Annotated in this window: 16 protein-coding genes; 13 read left to right on the top strand and 3 right to left on the bottom strand. The window is 39.3% G+C overall.

The features are described 5' to 3' along the window. Window positions 1-73: 73 nt before the first annotated feature. The 4 genes from ACE1TG_RS03965 (at window position 74) to hemY (ending at window position 5,747) form a co-directional block, all read left to right on the top strand. Complete coding sequence (locus ACE1TG_RS03965; protein ID WP_375051054.1) at window positions 74-2,227, top strand: transglycosylase domain-containing protein; 2,154 nt, start codon at window positions 74-76, stop codon at window positions 2,225-2,227. Between the two features lie 120 nt (window positions 2,228-2,347). Next, the gene (hemE, locus tag ACE1TG_RS03970) at window positions 2,348-3,382 is read left to right on the top strand and encodes a uroporphyrinogen decarboxylase (protein ID WP_375051055.1); all 1,035 of its coding nucleotides are present in this window, start codon (window positions 2,348-2,350) and stop codon (window positions 3,380-3,382) included. 26 nt (window positions 3,383-3,408) lie between these two features. Continuing rightward, window positions 3,409-4,347: a ferrochelatase gene (gene hemH / locus ACE1TG_RS03975; RefSeq protein ID WP_375051056.1), complete on the top strand. Its 939-nt coding sequence runs from the start codon at window positions 3,409-3,411 to the stop codon at window positions 4,345-4,347. Further along, on the top strand, window positions 4,344-5,747 hold the full coding sequence (gene hemY, locus ACE1TG_RS03980) for a protoporphyrinogen oxidase (protein WP_375051057.1): 1,404 nt from the start codon (window positions 4,344-4,346) through the stop codon (window positions 5,745-5,747). Before hemH ends, hemY begins: the two co-directional genes overlap by 4 nt. 675 nt (window positions 5,748-6,422) lie before the next feature. On the opposite strand, the gene pepF is transcribed toward hemY, so the two are convergent. Next, complete coding sequence (gene pepF / locus ACE1TG_RS03985; RefSeq protein WP_375051058.1) at window positions 6,423-8,231, bottom strand: oligoendopeptidase F; 1,809 nt, start codon at window positions 8,229-8,231, stop codon at window positions 6,423-6,425. Window positions 8,232-8,459: 228 nt separating this feature from the next. Continuing rightward, entirely contained in the window at window positions 8,460-8,588 is a 129-nt protein-coding gene (gene yhfH / locus ACE1TG_RS03990; RefSeq protein ID WP_092493621.1) for a protein YhfH, read from the bottom strand. A 98-nt stretch (window positions 8,589-8,686) separates the two neighbouring features. On the opposite strand from yhfH, the gene ACE1TG_RS03995 reads away from it, so the two are divergent. The 5 genes from ACE1TG_RS03995 to ACE1TG_RS04015 all read left to right on the top strand — a co-directional run bounded on the left by ACE1TG_RS03995 (window position 8,687) and on the right by ACE1TG_RS04015 (window position 13,659). Then, window positions 8,687-9,424 (top strand): MBL fold metallo-hydrolase, encoded by a 738-nt coding sequence (locus ACE1TG_RS03995; protein ID WP_375051059.1) that lies wholly within the window; start codon window positions 8,687-8,689, stop codon window positions 9,422-9,424. A gap of 67 nt (window positions 9,425-9,491) precedes the next feature. Further along, the gene (gene lplA / locus ACE1TG_RS04000) at window positions 9,492-10,487 is read left to right on the top strand and encodes a lipoate--protein ligase (protein ID WP_375051060.1); all 996 of its coding nucleotides are present in this window, start codon (window positions 9,492-9,494) and stop codon (window positions 10,485-10,487) included. A gap of 708 nt (window positions 10,488-11,195) precedes the next feature. Continuing rightward, entirely contained in the window at window positions 11,196-12,734 is a 1,539-nt protein-coding gene (locus ACE1TG_RS04005; RefSeq protein WP_375051061.1) for a fatty acid--CoA ligase family protein, read from the top strand. A 118-nt stretch (window positions 12,735-12,852) separates the two neighbouring features. Next, complete coding sequence (locus ACE1TG_RS04010) at window positions 12,853-13,005, top strand: hypothetical protein (RefSeq protein ID WP_375051062.1); 153 nt, start codon at window positions 12,853-12,855, stop codon at window positions 13,003-13,005. A 132-nt stretch (window positions 13,006-13,137) separates the two neighbouring features. Then, entirely contained in the window at window positions 13,138-13,659 is a 522-nt protein-coding gene (locus ACE1TG_RS04015) for a competence protein ComK (RefSeq protein ID WP_375051063.1), read from the top strand. Here the strand turns inward: ACE1TG_RS04015 and ACE1TG_RS04020 are convergent. Further along, complete coding sequence (locus ACE1TG_RS04020) at window positions 13,607-13,996, bottom strand: YhjD family protein (RefSeq protein WP_375051064.1); 390 nt, start codon at window positions 13,994-13,996, stop codon at window positions 13,607-13,609. The genes ACE1TG_RS04015 and ACE1TG_RS04020 overlap by 53 nt on opposite strands. 528 nt (window positions 13,997-14,524) lie before the next feature. Here ACE1TG_RS04020 and ACE1TG_RS04025 point away from each other — a divergent pair. The 4 genes from ACE1TG_RS04025 (at window position 14,525) to addA (ending at window position 23,279) form a co-directional block, all read left to right on the top strand. After that, complete coding sequence (locus ACE1TG_RS04025; RefSeq protein ID WP_375051065.1) at window positions 14,525-15,172, top strand: TVP38/TMEM64 family protein; 648 nt, start codon at window positions 14,525-14,527, stop codon at window positions 15,170-15,172. Between the two features lie 118 nt (window positions 15,173-15,290). After that, window positions 15,291-15,842, top strand: a complete 552-nt coding sequence (gene lepB / locus ACE1TG_RS04030; protein ID WP_375051066.1) for a signal peptidase I — start codon at window positions 15,291-15,293, stop codon at window positions 15,840-15,842. A 211-nt stretch (window positions 15,843-16,053) separates the two neighbouring features. Then, window positions 16,054-19,551, top strand: a complete 3,498-nt coding sequence (gene addB, locus ACE1TG_RS04035; protein ID WP_375051067.1) for a helicase-exonuclease AddAB subunit AddB — start codon at window positions 16,054-16,056, stop codon at window positions 19,549-19,551. Next, a complete protein-coding gene (gene addA / locus ACE1TG_RS04040; protein ID WP_375051068.1) occupies window positions 19,551-23,279 on the top strand; it encodes a helicase-exonuclease AddAB subunit AddA in 3,729 nt (1,242 codons plus the stop codon). The genes addB and addA overlap by 1 nt, the downstream gene beginning before the upstream one ends. Window positions 23,280-23,515: the final 236 nt, after the last annotated feature.

A 23,515-nucleotide genomic window follows, 5' to 3' on the forward strand; every position in this document is an offset into this window, starting at 1 on the left:
GTATTATTCCTTTTTTAATGGCGAAATCTGTCGTATAATGTAAAGTGTGTGCTATAAATATAGAGGTGAATAAATGCGTAAATTCAAAAGCTCTATAAGAAAGAAAATGAAATGGCTGTTGCTATCTTCCGTTTTTATCTTAATTATAGCAATCATAGGATATACGGCTATTTTATTCGGTGGAAACCTTGTTGTCGATGAAGAAGACTTAGTTCTGGATGCAACGACAACAATTGAAACGAGTGATGGGGAAATAATCGGCAAATTATATAATGAAAATCGAATCCCGGTTAGGCTGGAAGAAATTCCGGACCATGTGAAAGAAGCATTTGTAGCTGTCGAGGACAGACGTTTCTATGATCATGGCGGTGTCGATTTTCAATCGGTAGTTCGAGCGGTCTATCGTGATATTATAGCTATGGCGAAGGTGGAAGGTGCAAGTACAATCACGCAGCAATTAGCAAAGAATTTGTTTTTGCATAATGATAAAACATGGATGCGAAAAACCAAAGAAGTGATGGCTGCAATACATCTGGAACGTCAATTTTCTAAAGATAAAATTCTAGAGCTATACTTAAATGAAATTTATTTTGGACAAGGTTTATATGGTATTGAGGCTGCTTCACAAAAGTTCTTTTCGAAATCAGTCAGGGATCTTGATGTCACAGAAGGTGCACTTTTGGCCGGACTAGCTAAAGCTCCCAATGGCTATTCGCCGATTGACCATCCGAAGAAAGCAAAAGCACGAAGAAATGTTGTTTTAAAAACGATGGACGATACAGGCAAGATCTCCACTGAGAAGCGAATGAGTGCTCAAGGTAAGACATTAGGACTGGAGATAAAGAAAAAGAAACCAAATCCTTGGACTGATAGTTATATTGATTTAGTTTTGCAGGAAGCTAAAGAGGAATATAAATTGTCGAATAATGAGTTAAAACGCGGTGGATATCGAATTGTTGTAAATATGAATGAAAAGGCTCAACAAATTGCCTATCGAAAATTCAAAAATGGGGACTATTTCCCAGGAAATACGAAAGGTGTTCAGGGCGCTTTCGTCATGATAGAACAGGATTCGGGAAAAATCGTTGCTGCTATTGGTGGCAGGGATTATCAATTAGGCAATTTAAATCGTGTTACTGTCACCCGGCAGCCAGGTTCCACGATGAAACCAATTGCAGTATATGGACCAGCTATGATGCAGGAAGCATATCAGCCATATACACTAATACGTGATCAAAAAGTGGAAATTAATGGATATACCGCTACGAACTATGACGATAATTATGAGGGTGCTGTATCGATTTTCGAAGCATTAGTGGAATCGAAAAATGCTTCAGCAGTTTGGCTTTTGAATGAGTTGGGTGTCCAGACTGCCAAGGACTACTTAACTAAGATGAATATTTCAATTCCTGATGACGGTCTTGCTATTGCACTTGGTGGATTATCAGAAGGCTTAACTCCGTTAAAAATGGCTGAAAGTTACAGGACATTCGCCAGTGGCGGGGAAACGATTGATTCATTTGCAATCGATCGAATCTATGACAAGCAAAATGAACTTATTTACGAGGGTGAGGCAACTACTGCCGAAGTATTCAGCCCACAGGTTGCTTGGTATATGACATCGATATTAACGGAAGCTGTTAATGAGGGGACGGCAAGTGCTGGTGAATATTCAAAGGCATTGGCTGGAAAAACGGGTTCAACCCAGCATCCGCATGTTGCTAATAAAGTGAAGGATGCATGGTTTGTAGGATATACCCCACAATATGTAAGTGCACTTTGGATGGGGTATGACACATCGGATAAGGGGCATTATTTAACCGGTGGAAGTGAATTCCCGACAAAACTTACGAAAGCAATTCTTTCCGAGTTGGATAAACAGCAAACGCTCACTGCTGCTTTTGAAAAGCCTGAGAATGTTAAAGATTTACCAAAGCCGATTGATTTACCTGAAGAAGTGGTTTTGAATGGGGACTATTCCTTTGGCGGATTTTCATTATTTAAAGGAAAGCTGCAGTGGACCCCTGCTAAAGACGATCGGGTTGTTTATCATGTTTATCAGGAAAAAGACGGTGTTGACGAACGAATTGCTAAAGTTGAAGGGGAAAGCGAATTTACTGTCGATAATATAAGTATTTTTAAAGCCACCAGCTATTATGTCGTTCCATATGATCCTTTAACAAAACTAGAAGGACAAAAATCAAACACCGTAACATTGTCGATGTAATTTAGACAAATTGGTGACAATCCTTGTGGTTTGCTATACAGTTGGATGGGAAAAAGCTATAGTAAATAGTAGATAGTAGGCCTTAAGTAGGTAAAATGGCAGTTTAAAAGGATGAAGATAATGTCAGAAAAAATCAATGATACAATTTTAAGAGCGTACAGAGGAGAAAAAACGGATTATATCCCGACATGGTTTATGCGACAGGCTGGGCGATCACAAAAAGAATATCGGGCTTTAAAGGAGAAGTATTCTTTATTTGAAATTACGCATCAGCCAGAATTATGTGCGTATGTGACCCGATTGCCTGTTGAACATTATGGAACAGATGCAGCCATTTTATATAAGGATATCATGTCACCATTACCTGCACTTGGAGTCGAGGTAGAGATTAAATCGGGAATTGGTCCAGTAATTCACAATCCGATAAATAACTTTCAGGACGTAGAGAATTTAGGTGCAATAAACCCTAAAACTGATGTCCCTTATGTGCTGGATACCATTCGTTTATTAAGTGAAGAGCAACTGGAAGTTCCTCTTATCGGATTTAGCGGTGCTCCATTCACATTAGCAAGTTATATGATTGAGGGTGGACCATCAAAAAACTACGCAAAAACAAAAGCATTTATGTATCGTCAGCCAGAAGTGTGGTTTGCATTAATGGGCAAACTAGCGGATATGACAATTGCTTATGTGAAGGCACAAGTTGAAGCCGGCGCAAAAGCTATACAAATTTTTGATTCATGGGTAGGAGCATTAAATGCTGCTGATTACCGTGTATATATAAAACCAGTCATGAATCGTATTTTTACGGCCTTGCAAAAGGAAAATGTGCCATTAATTATTTTTGGCGTAGGTGCAAGACACCTGTTGATGGAATGGAATGACTTACCAGTAGATGTTATTGGCCTTGACTGGCGCACATCCATTACTGAAGCAAGGGAAATGGGTGTAACAAAGGTAATGCAGGGTAATCTTGATCCTGCTGTTCTGCTTTCAGATTGGCAAACAATTGAATCGAAAACAAAGGCCATTTTAGATGAAGCCATCATGCAAGAGGGTCATGTTTTCAACTTGGGTCATGGTGTAACACCAGATATTAACCCAGAAACACTGAGAAAATTAACCGAGCTAATCCATTCCTATTCACAACGATAATAAAAGGATAGAAGAGGTGTTTAATAATGGAAAAGAAGAAAAAGGGACTACTCGTAATGGCATATGGTACACCCAATAAAGAGGAAGATATTCTGCCGTACTATACGCACATCAGGCACGGAAGAAAGCCTTCTGAAGAAGCATTGCAGGACTTAAAAGACCGTTATAAAGCAATTGGAGGTATTTCACCATTAGCAAGAATCACACAGGAACAGGCAAAAGCTTTAGAGGTTAATCTTAATGCTTCCCAGGATGAAGTTGAATACAGTGTATATATTGGTTTAAAGCATATTGCACCATTTATTGAAGATGCTGTTCAACAGATGGCTGAAGATGGGATTAAAGAAGCAGTTTCGCTTGTATTGGCTCCCCATTATTCAACATTCAGTGTGAAATCCTATAATACGCGAGCGACTGAAGAAGCAGAGAAATACGGAATTAACATTGAATCAGTTGAGAGCTGGTATGATGAACCCGGATTTATCGAGCACTGGTCAAATCAAATTAATGCAGTTTATGATGAAATGTCTGCTGAAGAACGAGAGAAGGCAGTATTAGTCGTTTCAGCTCATAGTTTGCCGGAAAAAATCCTGCAAAATGGCGATCCATATCCTGATCAATTAAAAGAAACTGCAAAGCTAATTTCTGAAAAAACAGGAATTAAAGATTATGCGATTGGCTGGCAAAGTGAAGGGAATACACCTGATCCATGGCTTGGCCCTGATGTACAGGATTTAACACGTGACCTGTACGAACAAAAAGGATATCGTTCATTTGTATATGCTCCGGTAGGTTTTATTGCAGACCACCTGGAAGTTCTATATGACAATGATTATGAATGTAAGGTTGTATGTGATGAATTAGGCGCAAATTATTATCGACCTGAAATGCCGAATGTCCATCCGGATTTCATCGCTACATTATCTGATGTAGTGTTAAAAACAGCAAAGAGTGAAGTACGATGAACGAAACCAAAAAAATCGTAATAGTAGGAGGCGGGATAACTGGGTTAACCGCTGCTTACTATTTACAAAAAGAAATCAAAGAAAACAATTTACCATACGAGATTAAGCTTGTTGAAGCAAGTGACCGGCTTGGCGGGAAAATCAAAACAGTGAGACAGGATGGATATACAATTGAACGTGGTCCTGACTCCTTTTTGTCACGCAAACAGCCTGCTGTAAAATTAGCAGAAGAACTGGGTATGACGGACCAACTTGTTCGCAATGGCACCGGTCAGTCGTATATTTTAGTTAACAACAAGTTACACAAAATGCCTAAAGGGGCATTTATGGGAATCCCGGTACAAGTACGTCCTTTTTTATTTTCAGGAATCTTTTCACCTAAAGGAAAGCTGCGTGCCGGATTTGATTTTGTGATTCCAAAAAGCAAAAAAGGAAGTGACCAGTCATTAGGTGGCTTTTTCCGTCGTCGGTTTGGTAATGAATTGGTAGAGAATCTGATAGAACCACTATTGTCTGGTATTTATGCCGGAAATATTGATGATATGAGTTTAAAGGCGACGTTCCCGAACTTTTACCAGCTTGAGCAGGAACATAAAAGTCTGATTAAAGGGTTGCAAAAAACAACACCTAAAAAGAAAAATTCAACTGGTAAGAAACCAGGTATGTTCTTCTCTTTTATAAACGGATTTGAATCTATGATTAGTACGCTTGAGAATACACTTGATGATGGTGTAGTTTCAAAGAACACAGTAGTAGATCATGTTGAAAAGAAAGACCATGGCTATCATTTACTGTTAAGCAGTGGTGAGGTATATAAGGCAGATGCAATCGTAATGGCAACACCACATTATACATTGCCAAAAATGTTTAGCCAATACGACTTGTTTAATGAATTTCATGACATTCCAGCAACATCGGTAGCCAACGTTGCATTAGCATTTGATCAATCAGCAATTAAAAAGGATATTGATGGAACTGGGTTCGTAGTGTCCAGAAACAGTGATTTTCGGATTACCGCATGTACATGGACTCATAAAAAATGGCCTCAATCTACACCTGAGGGCAAAGCATTATTACGTTGTTATGTTGGACGACCGACTGATCAATCGGTAGTGGATCTCTCAGACGAAGAGATTACTGAAATCGTATTGAACGACCTGAACAAAACAATGAACATTACGCAGAAGCCAGAATTCAGTGTTATTACACGCTGGCAAAATGCAATGCCGCAATACACTGTTGGGCATAAAGAGCGAATTGCCAAAGTACGAGAAGAGGCAAGTCATAAGCTGCCAGGTCTATTTTTGACTGGCAGTTCATACGAAGGAATCGGTGTTCCTGACTGTATTGGACAAGGTGAAAAAGCAGTTGCTGATGTACTGGAATATTTGCGTAGATGATTGAACTGACTGGCATTAAGGCGATGGATAATCGCCTTGTGCCAGTTTTTTATATGGTTATGGGTTTTCTGCTATTGTGTGAGGTGGTGCCAGGGTGAGGGATAATTCAGTCTTCGTTCAGCAGTTTGAGCTGTAATTCAGTTTTCGTGGAGCGTATTCAGTATTCACACCACTTAATTCAGTATGCACACCACATTATTCAGTTTCCAGCAGGATTTGAGTCTGGTGATGGTTTTCCGCTATTTGTGAGAGGTGGTGCTGGGGTGGAGGGGTGATTCAGTCTTCGTGCGGATAATTCAGTCTTCGTTCAGCAGTTTGAGCTGTAATTCAGTTTTCATGGATCTTAATTCAGTATTCACACAACGTAATTCAGTGTTCATGCCACATTATTCAGTTTCCAGCAGGATTTGAGTCTGGTGATGGGTTTTTGCTATTTGTGTGAGGTGGTGATGGGGGAAGGGGTGATTCAGTCTTCGTGCGGATAATTCAGTCTTCGTTCAGCAGTTTGAGCTGTAATTCAGTTTTCATGGAGCGTAATTCAGTATTCACATCACTTAATTCAGTGTTCATGCCACATTATTCAGTTTCCAGCAGGATTTGAGTCTGGTGATGGGTTTTCTGCTGATGCAGAATTAAAAAGTGCCCAAAGCTCGGTTGCTTTGGGGCACACTTTCGTTATTCGTAACTTTTCTCTAATTCATCGACAAGTTCGCCGACGTATGCTACTGCTCCTTTGATTGCGTCTGGTTTGGACATGTCGAGACCTGCTTTTTCAATCAAATCCTGTGGCTTCATGGATCCGCCAGCTTTAAGTACGGATAGCCAGCGATCAACTGCTGGCTGACCTTCTTCTTGAATCTTTTGTGCGACTGCAGTAGATACTGTTAATCCAGCTGAGTATGTGTATGGGTATAAGCCCATGTAATAATGTGGCTGGCGCATCCATGTCAGACCGGCACCTTCATCCAGTGTTACTGCGTCCCCCCAGAAATTCCCCAGAGCCTCTTTCTTTTGCTCGGAAAGTACGTTTGCAGTTAGTGGGGTACCTTTTTCAGCTAAATCATAAACACGACGCTGGAATTCACCCTCTAGTAAATGGGTAACGAAATTATGATAATATGTCCCTAATAATTGTGTGATGACCCAACGCTTCATGCGTTTATTATCAGTCTTCTTGATTAAGTGATTCGCTAGTAATAGTTCATTTAAGGTCGAAGGAGCCTCAACGAAATAGGTTGATGGTCGTGTATTAAAAAGTGTTTGGTTATTACCAGCCAGATAGAAATGGCCAGCATGTCCCAGTTCATGTGCAAGTATAAAGGCCCCACGCATGGTATTTGTCCAGGTGATCAGGATGTAGGGGTGGACACCATATGGACTTGTACAAAATGCTCCGGTTGATTTGCCGACATTATCGGCAAAATCCACCCAGCGATTGTTAACCCCTTGCTTCATGATTTCGCTGTATTCTGGCCCCATTACCTGAAGGGCTTCAAGAATAGTTGATGTCGCTTCCTCATAAGTTGTTTCTGGATTGAATTCAGGGTCGAGCGGTGCTTTTAAATCGGAAAAATGCAACTCATCTAAGCCCAGTTTATCCTGTTTGAGCTTTGCGAACCGGCGCATGTGTGGTGCTAACTCTTTCTGAATAACATCCAATTGATTATGATACATGTTTTGTGTTACTTGTTGTGATTGAAGCAGCATTTCTGTTACAGAATTATAGGAACGTAAGCGGGACATCGTAACCTCTTTGGTGATTTCAGTAGCATATGTAGCCGCATATGTGTTCTTGTATTGATTTAATGTTTTGATGAAGGAGTCATATGCTTTTCTGCGAATGTCCTTATCAGGTGATAATTCATAGCGGTCTTCATAAAGCGCAAATGACATTGGCAATTCTTCTCCGTTGTTATTTTCAATCGGTTCAAATGTCAAATCAGATGATTTGCTCCGCTGATAGATCATGTATGGGGAACTATGTACTTCACCAAGCGCCGCAAGTGTTTCTTCAATTTCCGGTGCAAGTGTAAACGGCTTTTTTTCCATAATATCTTCAAGCATTTTCCGGTAGGTTTCTAATTCTGGTTCATTGGCAATAAATTGTTCAATGGCACTCGTTGAATACTCCAGTAACTCGGATTCAATAAACGTTAATTTAGCTCCTAAATTTGCCATAACAGCGGATACTCTGGACATGTCACCCTGATTTTTAGGATCTGTCCCGTCAGCACTTGCTCTTAGGTTGGCATATGTTCCTATGCGAATGAGACGTTTTTCAAAGTTTTCTAATGCTGTCAGACAGTTTAATAAATTCTGGGCATTATTCAGTCTGCCTTTATATTGTGTAACATCACTAACATTTGCCTGTATGGCTGTTAATTCTTTCTCCCAATCTTCTTCTGTGGCAAATAAATCTGTCAGATTCCAGGTTTGCTCAGCTGGAACTTCTGAACGTGTCCAACGTTTGTTTTTGGTTGTCATAACTGTACCCCTTCCATAAATACTTATTTCGTCTCTCTAACTAATTATAAAATAAATAAAGCTGAAATGAAATATTTTTCAGAAAATAGGTGGCAAAAGCCTCAGTTGGACATATTCAGTAAGAATGTATTTAAACTTGCAAAAAAAGACAGCTATCTGCATAGCTGTTCAATGGAAAAAGAATCTGTTATAGTACATTAATTATATGATTTGGGTTTATACTACTTACTATCTGGCAGGATGATCACATTCGTCACAAAGGTTACCATAGCAATCAGCTTTCTCATGCATGGCCTGCCCACACTGATGACACTTTTTCTTTGGTAAATTTCTGAAAAACTCAACGACGTTTATCATGTGTATCCTCCTTTTAGTTGATAGCTATATTGTAATATAACAGTATGCAAAAAGTCAATGCTGTGTTACGACAAAATTATAAAATGAGGTGAATGTCTATGAAGTTAACCGTAATAGGCTGCTGGGGTGGTTATCCTGCCCCGAATGAAGCGACTTCGGGTTATTTAATCGAGAAGGATAATTTTTCATTATTAATTGATGCTGGGAGTGGTGTTTTATCCAAACTGCAGAATTATAAGCACGTAATGGATATTGATGCAGTCGTTTTATCCCATTATCACAACGATCACATTGCTGATGTTGGTGTATTGCAGTATGCATGGTTAGTGGATTCGTTTGTACAGAACCGGAATGAAATCTTGCCAATATATGGTCATTCGGAAGATTTGGGAGGGTTTGAATCATTAACACATAAAAATACGGAAGGAATTGCTTATGATCCAGGTGAAACATTAAAGATAGGTCCGATATCCATTACCTTTCTGAAAACTAATCATCCTGTTCCCTGTTACGGTATGCGAATTACTGATGGTGAAAGTGTAATTGTTTATACAGCCGATACATCTTTTAAAGAAGAATGGTATGAGTTTGCTAATAACGCTGGTCTTTTGATAACAGATTGTAATTTTTATGAGAGTCAGGATGGTTCTAGTGCGGGACATATGAATAGTAAAGACGCTGCCATGATTGCAAAGGAAGCACATGTGCAGGAATTATTGCTCAGTCATTTACCACAGTTCGGTGATAATTATGATTTAGTTAAGGAAGCAAGCAACTATTTTAAAGGTGAAATTCGACTCGCGAAGGAAGGGTTTATTTGGGAGAAAAGTCGTTAGTTTTGATTGTGTCAGCCTTATCTATTAAACTTATCAATGGATATATTATATAGGGAGGCTGATTTTGATGAAATTTATCGATAATAAAGGTATTACAGATCCAACCATAAATTTGGCTTTGGAAGAATATGTTTTACAAAACTTCGGAGAGCAAGATACATATTTATTATTTTATATTAATAAACCCTCTATTATTATAGGCCGAAACCAGAATTCAATTGAAGAAATTAACACGAACTATGTGGATGAGAACGGTATTAAAGTTGTTCGCCGTCTATCTGGTGGCGGGGCTGTTTATCATGATGAGGGTAATTTAAATTTTAGTTTTATTACAAAAGACGATGGGGAAAGCTTCCAAAACTTTGCAAAATTCACTAAGCCAATGGTAGAAGCTTTAAATAAACTAGGTGTACCAGCAGAATTACAAGGAAGAAATGACCTTGCTGCAGATGGACGTAAAATTTCCGGTAATGCAATGTTTTCGACAAAAGGACGCATGTTTAGTCATGGAACATTAATGTTCAACTCAGAAATTGAAAATGTTGTTTCTGCTTTAAATGTTAAAATGGAAAAAATTCAATCTAAAGGAATTAAATCTATTCGCAGTCGTGTTGCAAATATTTCTGAGTTCCTGGAAGAAGAAATCACAATGGACGAATTTAAAGGAATGATTTTACGTTATGTATTCGACGTAGAAGATGTAAAAGATGTGCCACGCTATGAGTTAACGGAACAAGATTGGGAAAATGTCCATAAAATTTCAGAGGAACGTTATCAGAAATGGGATTGGAACTATGGAAAATCACCTAAATTCAACATACAGGAATCACATAAATTTGATGCAGGACTTGTCGACGTTCGTTTGGATGTGAAGAATGGAACGATTGAAAACTGTAAGATTTACGGAGATTTCTTCGGAATTGGTGAAGTTCGCGATATTGAAGATAAGCTTGTTGGTGTTCGTCATGAGCGAAAAGCAATTGAAGAGGCATTAAACGATGTTGACGTACCACATTACCTTGGCAAAATTTCTAAAGAAGACTTTATCAACTTGTTATACTAATAAACAGTGATATCGGGTTTCCGTTACCAACCACAAATCTAAAACATTAAAATTGGATATGAGTGACCATCAATTTGTACTGCAGATTGATGGTAATTTTTTTGGGCTCTATTCGTAAGTTTTCTAACGCAAATGCTGCGAACGAGTGAAATTTGTAAGTTTCTCTAACCACGCAGCTGGAATATGCTCCCTTTCCGTGGGCAAGTGCCGAGCCTCCTCAGCTCGTACCTCGCCTGCGGGGTCTCGCCTAGCTTGTTCTTCCCACAGGAGTCTCGCGTATTCCAGCTGCTAGTTTAAATGGTTTGAAAATTTTTACTCTTTTTCCATCAAAATGTATATTTTGTTATTTTATCAAATTATAATGAGCAAATCCTAGCGCAGGAAATACACGTAGACTCCTGGGGGAGGAAAGGCCTAGATGAGACATCTGAGTGCGTTAGCACGAAGAGGGCTCAACAGCCGCCATAGGTGCGCGAAGTGTATTTCCGTAGCGGTGTTACTGCACCCAATCAGTACTTCGCAGTTTATATCTATTGTTAACCATTGGAATTATACGCCAAAACTACTTATTGCTGGGAGGTTCGTTTTTTAATGAATCAGCAAGCGCTTTCACTTGATTTGTCGTTTTCTGTATTTTATAATTAATATAAATTTTATTATAAAAATGAATGATTATTCATTCATATCAATTATATAGGGGGATATAAAGTGAACTTAACAGAACAATTATCCATAACAGCTAAAGAGAATCCGCACAAAACTGCATATGTATTTCAGGATAACGAGACTAGCTATATGGAACTGGAAGGATCTGTTACAAAATTTGCTTCACGATTAAAAGAAATGGGTTATAAAAAGGGGGACCATATTGCTCTGGTAGTTGGAAACAGCCCATATTATGTAATTGCACTTTATGGTGCGCTTCGTATGGGAGCAGTCGTCGTTCCAATTAACCCGTTATATACAGCACCTGAAATGAGTTACATACTGAAGAATGGTGATGTGAAAGCTGTCATTACTATGGATGTGCTACTTGAGAAATTTGAAGCTATTGCTGATCAGGTTCCAAGTGTGAAGCACTATATATCATGCGAAAGTGGCGCGGGTATTTCGTTAGAGGAAAGTTCATTATCGGCTAAATTGAAATCGTTTACTCAACTGGTACAGGAAGGAAGTCTGGAATTTGATGGACCACAAATGAGTGACAATGATACAGCGATCATTTTGTACACGTCAGGAACTACTGGTAAGCCAAAAGGTGCAATGTTATCTCATAAAAACATCTATTCGAACGCAAAGGATACAGCCGATTATTTAACAATTAATGGAGAGGATCGCGTTATAGCAGCGTTGCCGATGTTCCATGTCTTTTGCCTAACCGTTTCGTTGAATGCACCATTAATGAATGGCGGGACTGTATTGATTATGCCAAAATTCTCGCCGCAGGAAGTATTTAAGATAGCAGTTGATCACAAAGCAACGATTTTTGCAGGGGTACCAACAATGTATAATTACCTGCTTCAAAGTGCAGAAGGTAATACTTCAGCATTTACTGGAATCCGTCTTTGTATCTCCGGCGGGGCAGCGATGCCTGTTGCTTTACTTGGCCAGTTTGAAGAAGCGTTTAATGCAAAAGTTTCTGAAGGGTATGGGCTGTCTGAAGCATCACCAGTTACCTGCTTTAATCCATTGGATCAGCCTAGAAAACCTGGCTCTATTGGTAAGAGTATTATAAATGTCGAAAACAAAGTTGTTGATGAATTTGGTGAGGAAGTTGAGGCAGGTGAAGTCGGCGAATTAGCTGTTCGTGGGCCAAATGTGATGAAAGGATATTATAAACTTGATGAAGAAACGGCTGTGGCATTAAGAGATGGCTGGCTTCACACTGGAGATATGGCTCGAATGGATGATGAAGGATATTTTTACATTGTTGACCGGAAAAAAGATATGATTCTTGTCGGCGGGTATAATGTTTATCCTCGAGAAGTAGAAGAAGTGCTATATCAGCATCCAAGTATAGCTGAAGCAGCAGTAATTGGTACACCTCACTCTGAGACCGGTGAATCGGTACTATGCTTTGTCGTTACAAAAGACCCCTCCTTAAATGAAGATGTTTTATTAGACTTTTGCAAAGGTCATTTAGCAAAATATAAAGTACCATCCAAAATTGAATTTTTGGATGAATTACCAAAGAATACGACAGGCAAAATTTTGCGAAAGAATTTGCGTGATAAAGTAGAACAGTAGAATTTATAGAGAAAAGAGATGTTCTGGATACTGGGGCATCTCTTCTCTATGTTATGGCCCTCATGCTAAGTATATTTGGGCTCAAATCCTGGAATACTAAAAATAAAAGGATTTGTTAGTGATGAAAAAAAATAATGACACGCCTGAGTTAGCTACTTTTACAATTTTAAATCCAGATTTTCATGCACAACTGGACCAAAGTGGGGAAAAGGAACAGATAACTGACGAAAATACTGGCAATAGTGACAATTCACCAGATTCAACTGATTAATTATGTCTAAAATGTGAACTTCGTTAATAATTTGTTGAAAATTTAAATTTTTAATACACTTTTTACTCGGAATTTGGTAAATTATAGATAAGCCTCTTTCTTTTCATTTAATTATGAAAGGATGAAGATAATATGTTAAATGAAGTTTATTTTCCATCGCACGAAGTAACTCCTCTTACCATGGCAGTTATAGCAAAGCATGATGAAAACGGAAATACCAATACAACTGTTTTAGAAGAACAGGAAGAGTATTTTGTTCAACAGTCTCCAAGTAAAGTCATCGATTATGCTTGCAAGTTCTTCGGATCCAGTTTGCGAGGTCGTCAGGACGGCACCCGCGATATTTGTGGAATCACACATAAAGCTCCCATATCGATTGATCCTACCAGTGGCATGTATTTCTTTCCCACAATTGCACCAACAAATCCAAAGTGTTCATGGATTGCACATTCTCATATTGATCAGGTTTTAAAAGGGCCGGACCGGTTTACCAAAGTAGTATTCAATAATGGCAAATCTATTCTTCTGGAAGTATCTCACGGATCGATGCTCAATCAGGTACATCGGACTGCACAATATCGCTATTTATTGGATAACCGCATTAAGTATTTGCAGAGACAGAATGCTGATGTGGTGGCAGAGCCTTTTGCATAAGTTCCTGAACAATTAGTTCCACTTTTTTGCGAATGGCAGGATTAAAATAATTACGTTTTTCTTCCCGACCTTTGCAAATAAATAAAAACGAAGAAAAGGAGTCGTTCTTATTTAATGTCACTACTTGTATTCTCCCGTCTTCCATCAATTTTCGTAATTTCCTTCGCTCATTAGCTGCTTCTGAATTCATTTTTTCCAAAAGCTCAATATAAGGTTCTTTAATTTTAAAAGCTCCTTGCTGGACGTGTTGAATATCCTGTTGAATAACAACCATTGCCATCGAAAGGAATAGAAAGCGTGAAGCTAACTGTAATTCTTCTTCATTAAGATAGCGCATGATAACCCTCCATTAATCGAACGCATGTTCTGTAATTATTATATGATAAAATGTATGAAAAATACACTAAAAAATCTGCAGGTGAAAAGAAAGAGGCCAAAAACTTTATTTCTGCTTTCCAGATAATGAGGTTTAATTTAAAATAAAAGTAGATAAACTTGTTGCATAAGAATTTATAAAATGGGAGTGCTTGGATAACTGAACTACCGCATCAGCTACGTCTAGCTTCAGTACATAGCGCCTAGTGGACTTCCCTCTCCGTGTTTAAGATAAGAAGTAAAGGATGTTCGACTAAAACACAACACATCCTGTAGCAGCATCAACTACCCCACGTCCTGTGGGGCAGCTTTCGCTCTACGTGTATTCTTTATCTTTGGGAAAGGGAAAATCGACTAAGACCGCTGCTTTGCGCGGCAACGTGACCTACCGCAGCGCTTGGCACAGTCCATACGTCGCTAGACAGGCGCTTCCGCTTTTGTGAATTAGGGTGTGTATTTTGTTGATAGATGATTAGGGGAGACTTCATTAATGGATCTGTTATATTTTATAGCTAATTTTAAGGTATTACTTCAGGAAGATAAGTTAGATGACTATATCATGCAACTATTAAATGAATATGAGAGTTTAGGGCCACTGCCAGGGATTGTGTTACCTTTCATTGAGGCATTTTTGCCATTTCTGCCGTTAGTTGTTTTTGTGTTTGCGAATGCAGCGGCATACGGGTTACTGGAGGGTTTTTTGCTGTCATGGGCGGGTTCATCGATTGGAGCTATTTTAGTTTTTCTAATCATACGAAGACTTGGTGATAAGCGACTTTTTAAAGCAATCCGTAACAATAAACAAGTACATAAGGTTACTGGCTGGGTTGAACGGCGAGGGTTTGGGCCGTTGTTTCTGTTAATGTGTTTTCCTTTTTCGCCATCGTCGGTGATTAATGTTGTATCGGGGTTATCCAATATAAGTATTCAACAGTTTATATTGGCAGTATTGCTTGGTAAATCTGTCATGATATTTTCCATAGCTTATGTAGGGTCAAGTATATTTGAATTTGCAAAAGAACCGGTGAAAACGATAGTTGTTGGGATATGCATTGTATCATTTTGGCTTATCGGTAAATATATTGAGCGCCGTTTACAACGAAAAGCATTAATCAAAGAAATATCCGAAAGAGATTAGGTTAGAAATTATCAGAACGGGGTATGCTAGACAGAGAGAAAAGCAGAAGCGTAAGCGTCTATATAAAGTTTTGGTGCTTCAGCTAAACCGCAAAGAAAATACCCTGGAGGAAATTTGAATGAAAAGAAAATATTTACGCAGAATTATTCCTATTGTTTTATTAACAATAGCATTGGCGTTTCTTTTTCGATCTTTTTTATTTGCAAGCTATGTTGTTGACGGTGAATCGATGGAACCAACCCTTTATGATGGAAACCTGTTAATGGTAAATAAAGTGGTATACGATTTGAAGGATGTCGATCGTTTTGATGTTATTGTGTTCCATGCAAGCAAAAAAGATGATTATGTGAAACGAGTTATTGGGCTGCCTGGTGATGAAATAGAATACAAGGATGATATGCTTTTTATAAATGGAAAGTATGTAAAAGAAAACTTTTTGGAACCATTAAAGAAGATGGATGAGATAAAGCCATATACAAAAGACTTTACACTGAAGGAAAAGACTGGGAAGACGAAAGTACCAGAAGGGAACTTGTTTGTTATGGGGGACAATCGTGAATCTAGTTTAGACAGCCGTACGTTTGGTTTTGTATCGGTTAATAAACTTGTCGGGAAGGTAGATATAACGTATTGGCCATTTTCCCAAATGCAATTAAGCTTCGGCAATTAACTATAATTAAGCCTTTGTCTCTGATAAAATAGGGGATAGAGGTTTTTTTATTGAAGCTCTTTTAGTAAGGTTGTTTTCTAAAAGATTGTTGCTTTTTCTAAGTAATGAGTCTTAAGAAGTAGATAGCTGTTTGAGCTAATTCTATAGATGCGAAAGTTCAGTTAATAACAACAAATTTTGAGTAAGAAATTTCAATAAGGGGGGAAAAATTATGGGGATCCGATTTTTATTAGGCAGATCTGGTACTGGTAAAAGTGGAAGATCATTGGATGAGATTAAAGGAAAACTGATTGATAATCCACAAGGCAGGCCAATATTTTATATCGTACCGGATCAAATGACTTTTCAGCAGGAGTATGCCTTGTTTAATGGTCAGGATATCCATGGAAGTATTCGTGCACAGGTTACCAGTTTTTCACGTCTGGCGTGGAGGGTCCTGCAGCAGACAGGTGGCGGTACGAGACAGTTTATTAGCTCGGTCGGTATTCAAATGATGCTCCGAAAGATTATTGAAGAGAAAGAATCGGAGTGGAATGTATTTCAAAAGGCTTTAGAGAAACAGGGGTTCCTTGAACAGCTGGAAAAAATGATTACCGAATTCAAGCGATATCGTATTACCCCTGAAATGTTATACATGCAAATTGAACAGATGAATCAGTTTGTTCATAAAGAATCTGGTGAAGTTGCTTTATCGGATAAATTAAATGATTTATCGTACATATATGAAAACTTGGTGCATGCACTGCAAGGTAAATATATTGATAGTGAGGACCAGCTGCAGTTGCTTGCAGAAAAGATTAAGGATGCCACATTACTTGAGGATGCCGAAATTTACTTGGATGGGTTCCACCGATTTTCGCCAAAGGAGCTCCTTGTTGTTGAAGCATTAATGAAAAAGTGTAAATCAGTGACCATTGCATTAACAGTCGATAATCCAGAAGAGGAAGAACTATCTGAGCTGGACTTGTTTTACCAAACGAAAGAAACATACCAGATACTAAAAACAATTGCTTCGGAGAATAATATTAGCGTAGATGAAACAGTTGTACTAGATCCAGTGAATGGCAGATTTAAGGAACGGCCGTATTTTGCCCACTTAGAACAAAACTTTGATGTGCGACCTGCACCTGAATATAGTGGTAAGGTTCCACTGCAAATTGCTGAGGCAGTACATCCCCGTGCAGAGGTGGAAGGTGCAGCCCAGGAAATATTACGACTGGTACGTGAAGAAGACTATCGTTTCCAGGATATGGCTGTGTTTATTCGCCAGTCAGATATGTATCACGATTTAATAGATACTATTTTTAGTGATTATGATATTCCAGTTTTTATTGATGAAAAACGGACAATGCTGAATCATTCCCTGATTGAGTTTATTCGTTCTGTCCTGGACATTGTAGAAGGTAATTGGCGGTATGATGCTATTTTTCGGGTTCTGAAAACTGGATTTATCCCATCCACCGATAAGAAGTATCCACTTACCAATGATGCCATTGATGAGTTGGAAAACTATGTACTTGAATATGGAATTCGTTCGCGGGAACGATGGATGGGCGATAAACAGTGGATTTTTCAGCGCTTTCGAGGGTTTGATCAATCAGCACAAACAGATTCGGAAAAAGAAACCCAAAATCGAATAAATGCGTACAGAAATCAAGTAGTACAAGCATTACAGCAATTTGACAAAGACATAAGAAAAGCAGATACGATTAGTGAATTATGCGAAATAGTCTATTTGCTAATAGAACAATTGGGCGTACCACAACGGCTGGAGCAGGTGCGGGAAATGTATGATAGAGAAGGTCAAATCGAAAAGGCCCGCGAGCAAGAGCAAGTGTGGGATGCAGTGATCCAGCTTTTTGATGAGATGGTCGAATTGGCCGGGAACGAAATGATGAACCTGGATACTTTCCGTACGACGATTGAGGCGGGATTCGATTCACTAACTTTTTCTCATGTGCCCCCAAGTATGGACCATGTCATCGTCGGTACCATTGACAGGTCAAGAATCAGTGGTATGAAATGCTCCTTTTTACTTGGTGTGAATGATGGTGTTTGGCCAATGAAACCGGCGGCAGAAGGTATGATCAATGAACAGGAACGGGAATTATTAGCAGGACACGGAATCCAGCTTGCCGAGAGCAGTAAACGGCAATTGCTTGATGACTGGTTCTATATGTATGTTGCATTCACATCTGCAACCAATTATTTATGGCTAAGTTATCCATTAAGTGATGAAGAAGGTAAATCCAAAATGCCATCACAGCTGATCAAACGGATGGAGGATCTATTCCCTTCATGCAGCAACCACTTGTTACTGCAGGATCCGGATGAATTAACAGATGCGGATCGGTTTATCACGACCCCGGTTAAAACAAGGGCGGCGTTAACAGCACAGTTGGCCCGCAGTCGAAAAGGGTACCCTGTGAAGCCAGTTTGGTGGCATGTACTGAACTGGTATATTGAAAACCATCCGAAATATAGTACAACCTATACAATTTTACAAAGTTTATATTACCAGAATCGTCCGATTAATTTAACAAAAGAAACAACTGAACAGCTCTATCCGAAGCAGGTGAAAGCAAGTGTATCGAGACTGGAATCATACTATCGTTGTTCTTATCAGCATTTTGCCAAATATAGTCTTAAATTGGATGAGCGAAAAACATATAAATTGGATGCGCCTGATATTGGTCAGTTATTCCACGAGGCATTGAAAAAAATAACCGAATGGATTCAAGCTGAGGGTAAGGACTTTTCCCAGTTATCCAAAAATGACAGTGCAAGCTATGCGCAAAAAGCGGTCGATAATCTTGCACCGATTTTACAGCATCAGATTCTGCATAGCTCAAATCGATATAAATATATCCAGCAAAAACTGCAGGAAGTTATTACAAGAGCTACGTATATTTTAAGTGAACAATCACGGCAAAGTGATTTTTCACCAGTTGGACTAGAGCTTGGCTTTGGGTTTGACGATAACAAGGCATTGCCGCCTGTCACAATGCAGTTGGACAATGGGTTTGAACTAATGCTGCGTGGACGGATTGACCGGGTTGATAAGGCGCTCCATAATGAGGATTTATTCTTGCGGATTATTGATTACAAATCAAGTGCAAAAGGATTAAATTTGGTAGAGGTTTATTATGGACTTGCTTTACAGATGCTGACCTACCTTGATGTTGTGCTGTCCCATTCAGAAGAGTGGCTCGGTGCAAAAGCAACACCAGCTGGGGTTCTCTACTTCCATGTGCATAATCCAATGGTTTCAGGCAAGCTGAAAATGGCTGATGATGAAATTGAAAAAGAAATATTCAAAAAGTATAAAATGCAAGGATTACTGCTGTCAGATGAGCAGATTGTAAAAATGATGGATACATCACTTGAGTCAGGAACAAGTCAGGTGATACCGGCAGGAATGAAGAAGAATGGTGATTTTTACAGCAGCTCCAAGGTTGCTGACAATGAGACGTTTTCGAGTTTGCAGCAGCATATTCATCACCTCATGATGCAGGCGGGGATTGATATGACGTCTGGTGGCGTACATTTAAATCCATTCCAGCATAAACAGAACACGGCTTGCACGTATTGCCCATTCTTATCGGTCTGTCAATTTGATCCGATTCTTGAAGAAAATAATTATCGGAAGCTAACAGACTTAAAGGATGACGAAATACTGGAAAGACTCCGTCATAAGGAGGAAATGTAATGGCTAGTTGGACAAAGGAACAAGAACAGGCAATCTATACGGATGGCAGTGATGTGCTCGTAGCCGCGGCTGCGGGTTCGGGGAAAACAGCTGTCCTTGTCGAGCGGATAATTCAAAAGTTAATTAAGAAGGATAACCCTGTAGATATTGATTCGCTGCTTGTTGTAACATTTACCAACGCTGCAGCTCAGGAAATGCGGAACAGGGTTGGATTGGCACTGGAAGAAGCATTGGCAGAAGACCCGAGCTCACCACATCTTAAAAAGCAATTATCACTTCTGCAGCGTGCATCCATATCTACCTTGCACTCGTTTTGCCTTGATACGGTTAAACAATATGCTTATTTACTGGATATTGATCCTGCTTTTCGTATCGCAAATGATATGGAAGCAGATTTGATTAAGCAGGAAGTAATTGACGATTTATTTGAAGAATGGTACGGAAAAGAAGGCGAAGATCAAAAGAGATTTTTTGCTGTAGTAGACCGTTTTTCCAGTGATCGAAGTGATGCAGATGTGGAAAGTCTAGTACTTGATTTATATACATTTGCTGCACAAAATCCATGGCCTGATATGTGGCTTGATCAAATTGCAGACGTCTATGATATTCCGAATGATTGGAATGAAGATCAACTGCCATGGCTGTCAATCATAAAAAGAGAAGCTAAAAACCAGCTTGAAGCGATGCAGCAAGAAATAAATCTTGCAATGGAATTAACAAGAGAAAGCGATGGGCCATACCATTATGCGGATGCAATTGATTCAGACGCGGAGAACTTGCAAATAGCACTGGCACATCTGAATTCTTGGAATGATTTGCAAGCACATATGGTGACAAGTTCTTTTGCAAAACTATCAGGGAAGAAAGTCGATTGTGATGATACCAAAAAAGATAAAGTGAAAAAATTGCGTGATAGCTATAAGAAACGCTGGAATGAAATGAAAGAGGGCTGGTTCAGCCGTGATTTGGCAGGCCACATTGCAGATATGCAGGAACTGGCTCCGGTCATCAGGCAATTGACGGAGATTGTGAAACAATTTAAAACACGTTTTACAGAACAAAAGCGTGAACGAGCTATTGTTGACTTTTCCGACTTGGAACATTACTGCCTGCAGTTGTTAATTGACGATTCGTCCACGGCGGATAATATTTTACCGTCAAGCGTGGCCGTCAATCTGCAAAAACAGTTCAGTGAGTTATTAATAGATGAGTATCAGGATACAAACCTTGTTCAGGAAACAATTTTAACACTAATTAGCGATCAGACAGGTCCAGGAAACAGGTTTATGGTTGGAGATGTGAAGCAAAGTATCTATCGCTTTCGGCATGCAGAACCATCGTTATTTATCCAGAAATACAAACGTTTTGCTGATGAAGGGATTCCTGCCAGACGAATCGATTTGGCAAGTAATTTCCGCAGCCGTGAACATGTCCTGGTTGGTGCTAACTATATTTTCAGACAAATCCTTGACGAAGAATTAGGGGAAATTGCCTATGATGAGGACGCTGAGCTGATTTATGCAAATAAAATGTATGATACATTACCACATACTGAACCACAGCCAGAACTGATGATTATTGATCGTGAGGTACCAGAGGAAAGCGAGGATATTTCACAGGAAGAAGAGGACTATCAGGATCTGGAAAAGGCACAGCTTGAGGCACGTGCATATGCTGAAAAAATTAAAGGCTGGATTGGACAGAAAGAAAATAGTCCGTTACAAGTCTATGATAAAACAACAGATACACAGCGGGATCTGCAGTATCGCGATGTTGTTATTTTAATGCGTTCGATGACATGGGCACCAACAATAGTTGACGAATTGAAAAAACAGGGAATACCAGTATATGCCGAACTTTCGACAGGTTATTTTGATGCTATTGAAGTAAAAATTATGTTAAGTCTGCTTAAGGTGATTGATAATCCGAGACAGGACATTCCGCTTGCTTCTGTACTTAAGTCACCTATTGTCGGATTGGATGAAGAGGAGCTGTCTCTCGTTCGATTGGCAGATCGAAAAGGAACATACTATGATGCATTAAAGGCATTTAAAACGCAGAATTCAGGTGATACAGCAATTAAAGTAAGTAATTTTCTGGAGCAGCTTGAGCGTTACCGGCTTGCATCACGACAGGGTGCTTTATCTGAATTGATCTGGCAGATTTACCGGGAAACAGGGTATTATGACTTTGTTGGCGGTATGCCTGGAGGACGGCAGCGTCAAGCAAATCTTAGAGCATTGTATGATCGTGCCAGAGGGTATGAGTCAACATCATTCCGCGGTTTATTCCGCTTCCTGCGCTTTATTGAGCGAATGGAGGAGCGTGGTGATGATCTGGGGGCAGCTCGGGCGTTAAGTGAGCAAGAGGATGTTGTTAGAATTATGACCATTCATAAAAGTAAAGGGCTGGAGTTCCCAGCGGTTATTCTGGGTGCTATGGATAAACAGTTTAATTTTATGGATTTGAAGCGACGTTATTTATTGCATAAAGATCTTGGGTTTGCCAGTAAATATATTGATCCTGTCAAACGGATAACGTATCCGACACTGTTTCACCATGCATTGCAGAAAGAAAAGCTGCGAGAGCTTCTGGCCGAAGAAATGCGAGTATTATATGTTGCATTAACACGTGCGAAAGAGAAATTAGTAATGGTCGGTAATGTTGCATCGTTTGAGAAGAAACAGCAGAAATGGGAGAAAATGATTGATCATTCCGAATGGATTCTTCCAGCACATTACAGGATCGAATCGAAAACGTACCTTGATTGGGTGGGTCCTGCTTTAATCCGTCACAAACAGAATGATGTACTGCGGACGATGGATATTGACGATGCAGTATTGGATGAGATACAAGTTGATCCGTCAGAATGGAATGTTTCGATTGTTCACGGAAGTTCATTAACTAATTTGGACGAAACAGTTACGGAAGCTGACCTGGAACGTAAGGAAAATATTGTGAAGTGGCAGAAGCTTGATTTGGATGACAATGGACTGGATGAAGCGGTTAACGACCGCCTTTCCTATACGTATCCATATCTTGAAGCTGCAACTTACCGTGCTAAACAAACCGTAACAGAAATTAAACGGCAGCGTGAGATTAAGGATGAATACAGCGGTGATCAGCTCATTCAAACGTTTCATGCACCAATCGTAAAGCGTCCTGCATTTATGCAAAAACAAAAACCCATAACAGCAGCAGAGCGTGGTACCGCAATGCATACCGTCATGCAGCATATACCAATGACGCGGCCAATGAACGCATCTGAAATAGAAGATTTTGTAGAACATTTGGCTGAACGGGAAATCCTGACAAAGCAGGAAGCAGAAGTGATTAATATTGATGCTGTTGAACAGTTTTTTACGACACCAATTGCGCAATTAATGATGGATTCTGCGGTTATCTATCGTGAAATACCATTCAGTATTTCGCTTTCTGCAAAAAAAGTCTATGCAAATTGGACTAATGATACGGATGAACAAGTATTGGTGCAAGGTGTAATTGACTGTGTTATACCAAAAGAGGATGGATGGATCATTCTTGACTATAAGACGGACGCAATTACCGAGGAAGTAACGGATCGCGTAAAAGATAAACTATTAGACCGATATGAAGTACAAATGAATTTGTACAAACATGCGATTGAACATATTTGGTATGAGCAAGTAAAAGAGACATACCTTTATTTCTTTTCTAAGCAGCTCTTATTAGAAGTTAATAAAACATAAATCCTTTATTAGGAATCCTTTTAACGTTTTTTAATAAATATAATTTCCGAAAATGTGACGAAGCGGTTACAAATTATAATGGTTACATTTAAAGAGCCAAACCCTGTTATAGAAGGGGTTTGGCTCTTTAATTTTATTCGAATTCGCGGTAAATAATCACCGGGAATTTGCCTGTAACTAAAATCACATTTGCGTGTGATTTAGTTCACTTCAGTAATTCAGGTAAAAAAATAAGA

Source organism: Virgibacillus sp. JSM 102003 (genome assembly GCF_041949995.1).
Classification (GTDB): Bacteria; Bacillota; Bacilli; order Bacillales; family Amphibacillaceae; genus Lentibacillus.

Bases quoted from the DNA above. Each gene is read 5' to 3' on its own strand.
- ACE1TG_RS03965 (WP_375051054.1), top strand. From the start codon at position 74: ATGCGTAAATTCAAAAGCTCTATAAGAAAGAAAATGAAATGGCTGTTG.
- hemE (WP_375051055.1), top strand. From the start codon at position 2,348: ATGTCAGAAAAAATCAATGATACAATTTTAAGAGCGTACAGAGGAGAA.
- hemH (WP_375051056.1), top strand. From the start codon at position 3,409: ATGGAAAAGAAGAAAAAGGGACTACTCGTAATGGCATATGGTACACCC.
- hemY (WP_375051057.1), top strand. From the start codon at position 4,344: ATGAACGAAACCAAAAAAATCGTAATAGTAGGAGGCGGGATAACTGGG.
- pepF (WP_375051058.1), bottom strand. From the start codon at position 8,231: ATGACAACCAAAAACAAACGTTGGACACGTTCAGAAGTTCCAGCTGAG.
- yhfH (WP_092493621.1), bottom strand. From the start codon at position 8,588: ATGATAAACGTCGTTGAGTTTTTCAGAAATTTACCAAAGAAAAAGTGT.
- ACE1TG_RS03995 (WP_375051059.1), top strand. From the start codon at position 8,687: ATGAAGTTAACCGTAATAGGCTGCTGGGGTGGTTATCCTGCCCCGAAT.
- lplA (WP_375051060.1), top strand. From the start codon at position 9,492: ATGAAATTTATCGATAATAAAGGTATTACAGATCCAACCATAAATTTG.
- ACE1TG_RS04015 (WP_375051063.1), top strand. From the start codon at position 13,138: ATGTTAAATGAAGTTTATTTTCCATCGCACGAAGTAACTCCTCTTACC.
- ACE1TG_RS04020 (WP_375051064.1), bottom strand. From the start codon at position 13,996: ATGCGCTATCTTAATGAAGAAGAATTACAGTTAGCTTCACGCTTTCTA.
- ACE1TG_RS04025 (WP_375051065.1), top strand. From the start codon at position 14,525: ATGGATCTGTTATATTTTATAGCTAATTTTAAGGTATTACTTCAGGAA.
- lepB (WP_375051066.1), top strand. From the start codon at position 15,291: ATGAAAAGAAAATATTTACGCAGAATTATTCCTATTGTTTTATTAACA.
- addB (WP_375051067.1), top strand. From the start codon at position 16,054: ATGGGGATCCGATTTTTATTAGGCAGATCTGGTACTGGTAAAAGTGGA.
- addA (WP_375051068.1), top strand. From the start codon at position 19,551: ATGGCTAGTTGGACAAAGGAACAAGAACAGGCAATCTATACGGATGGC.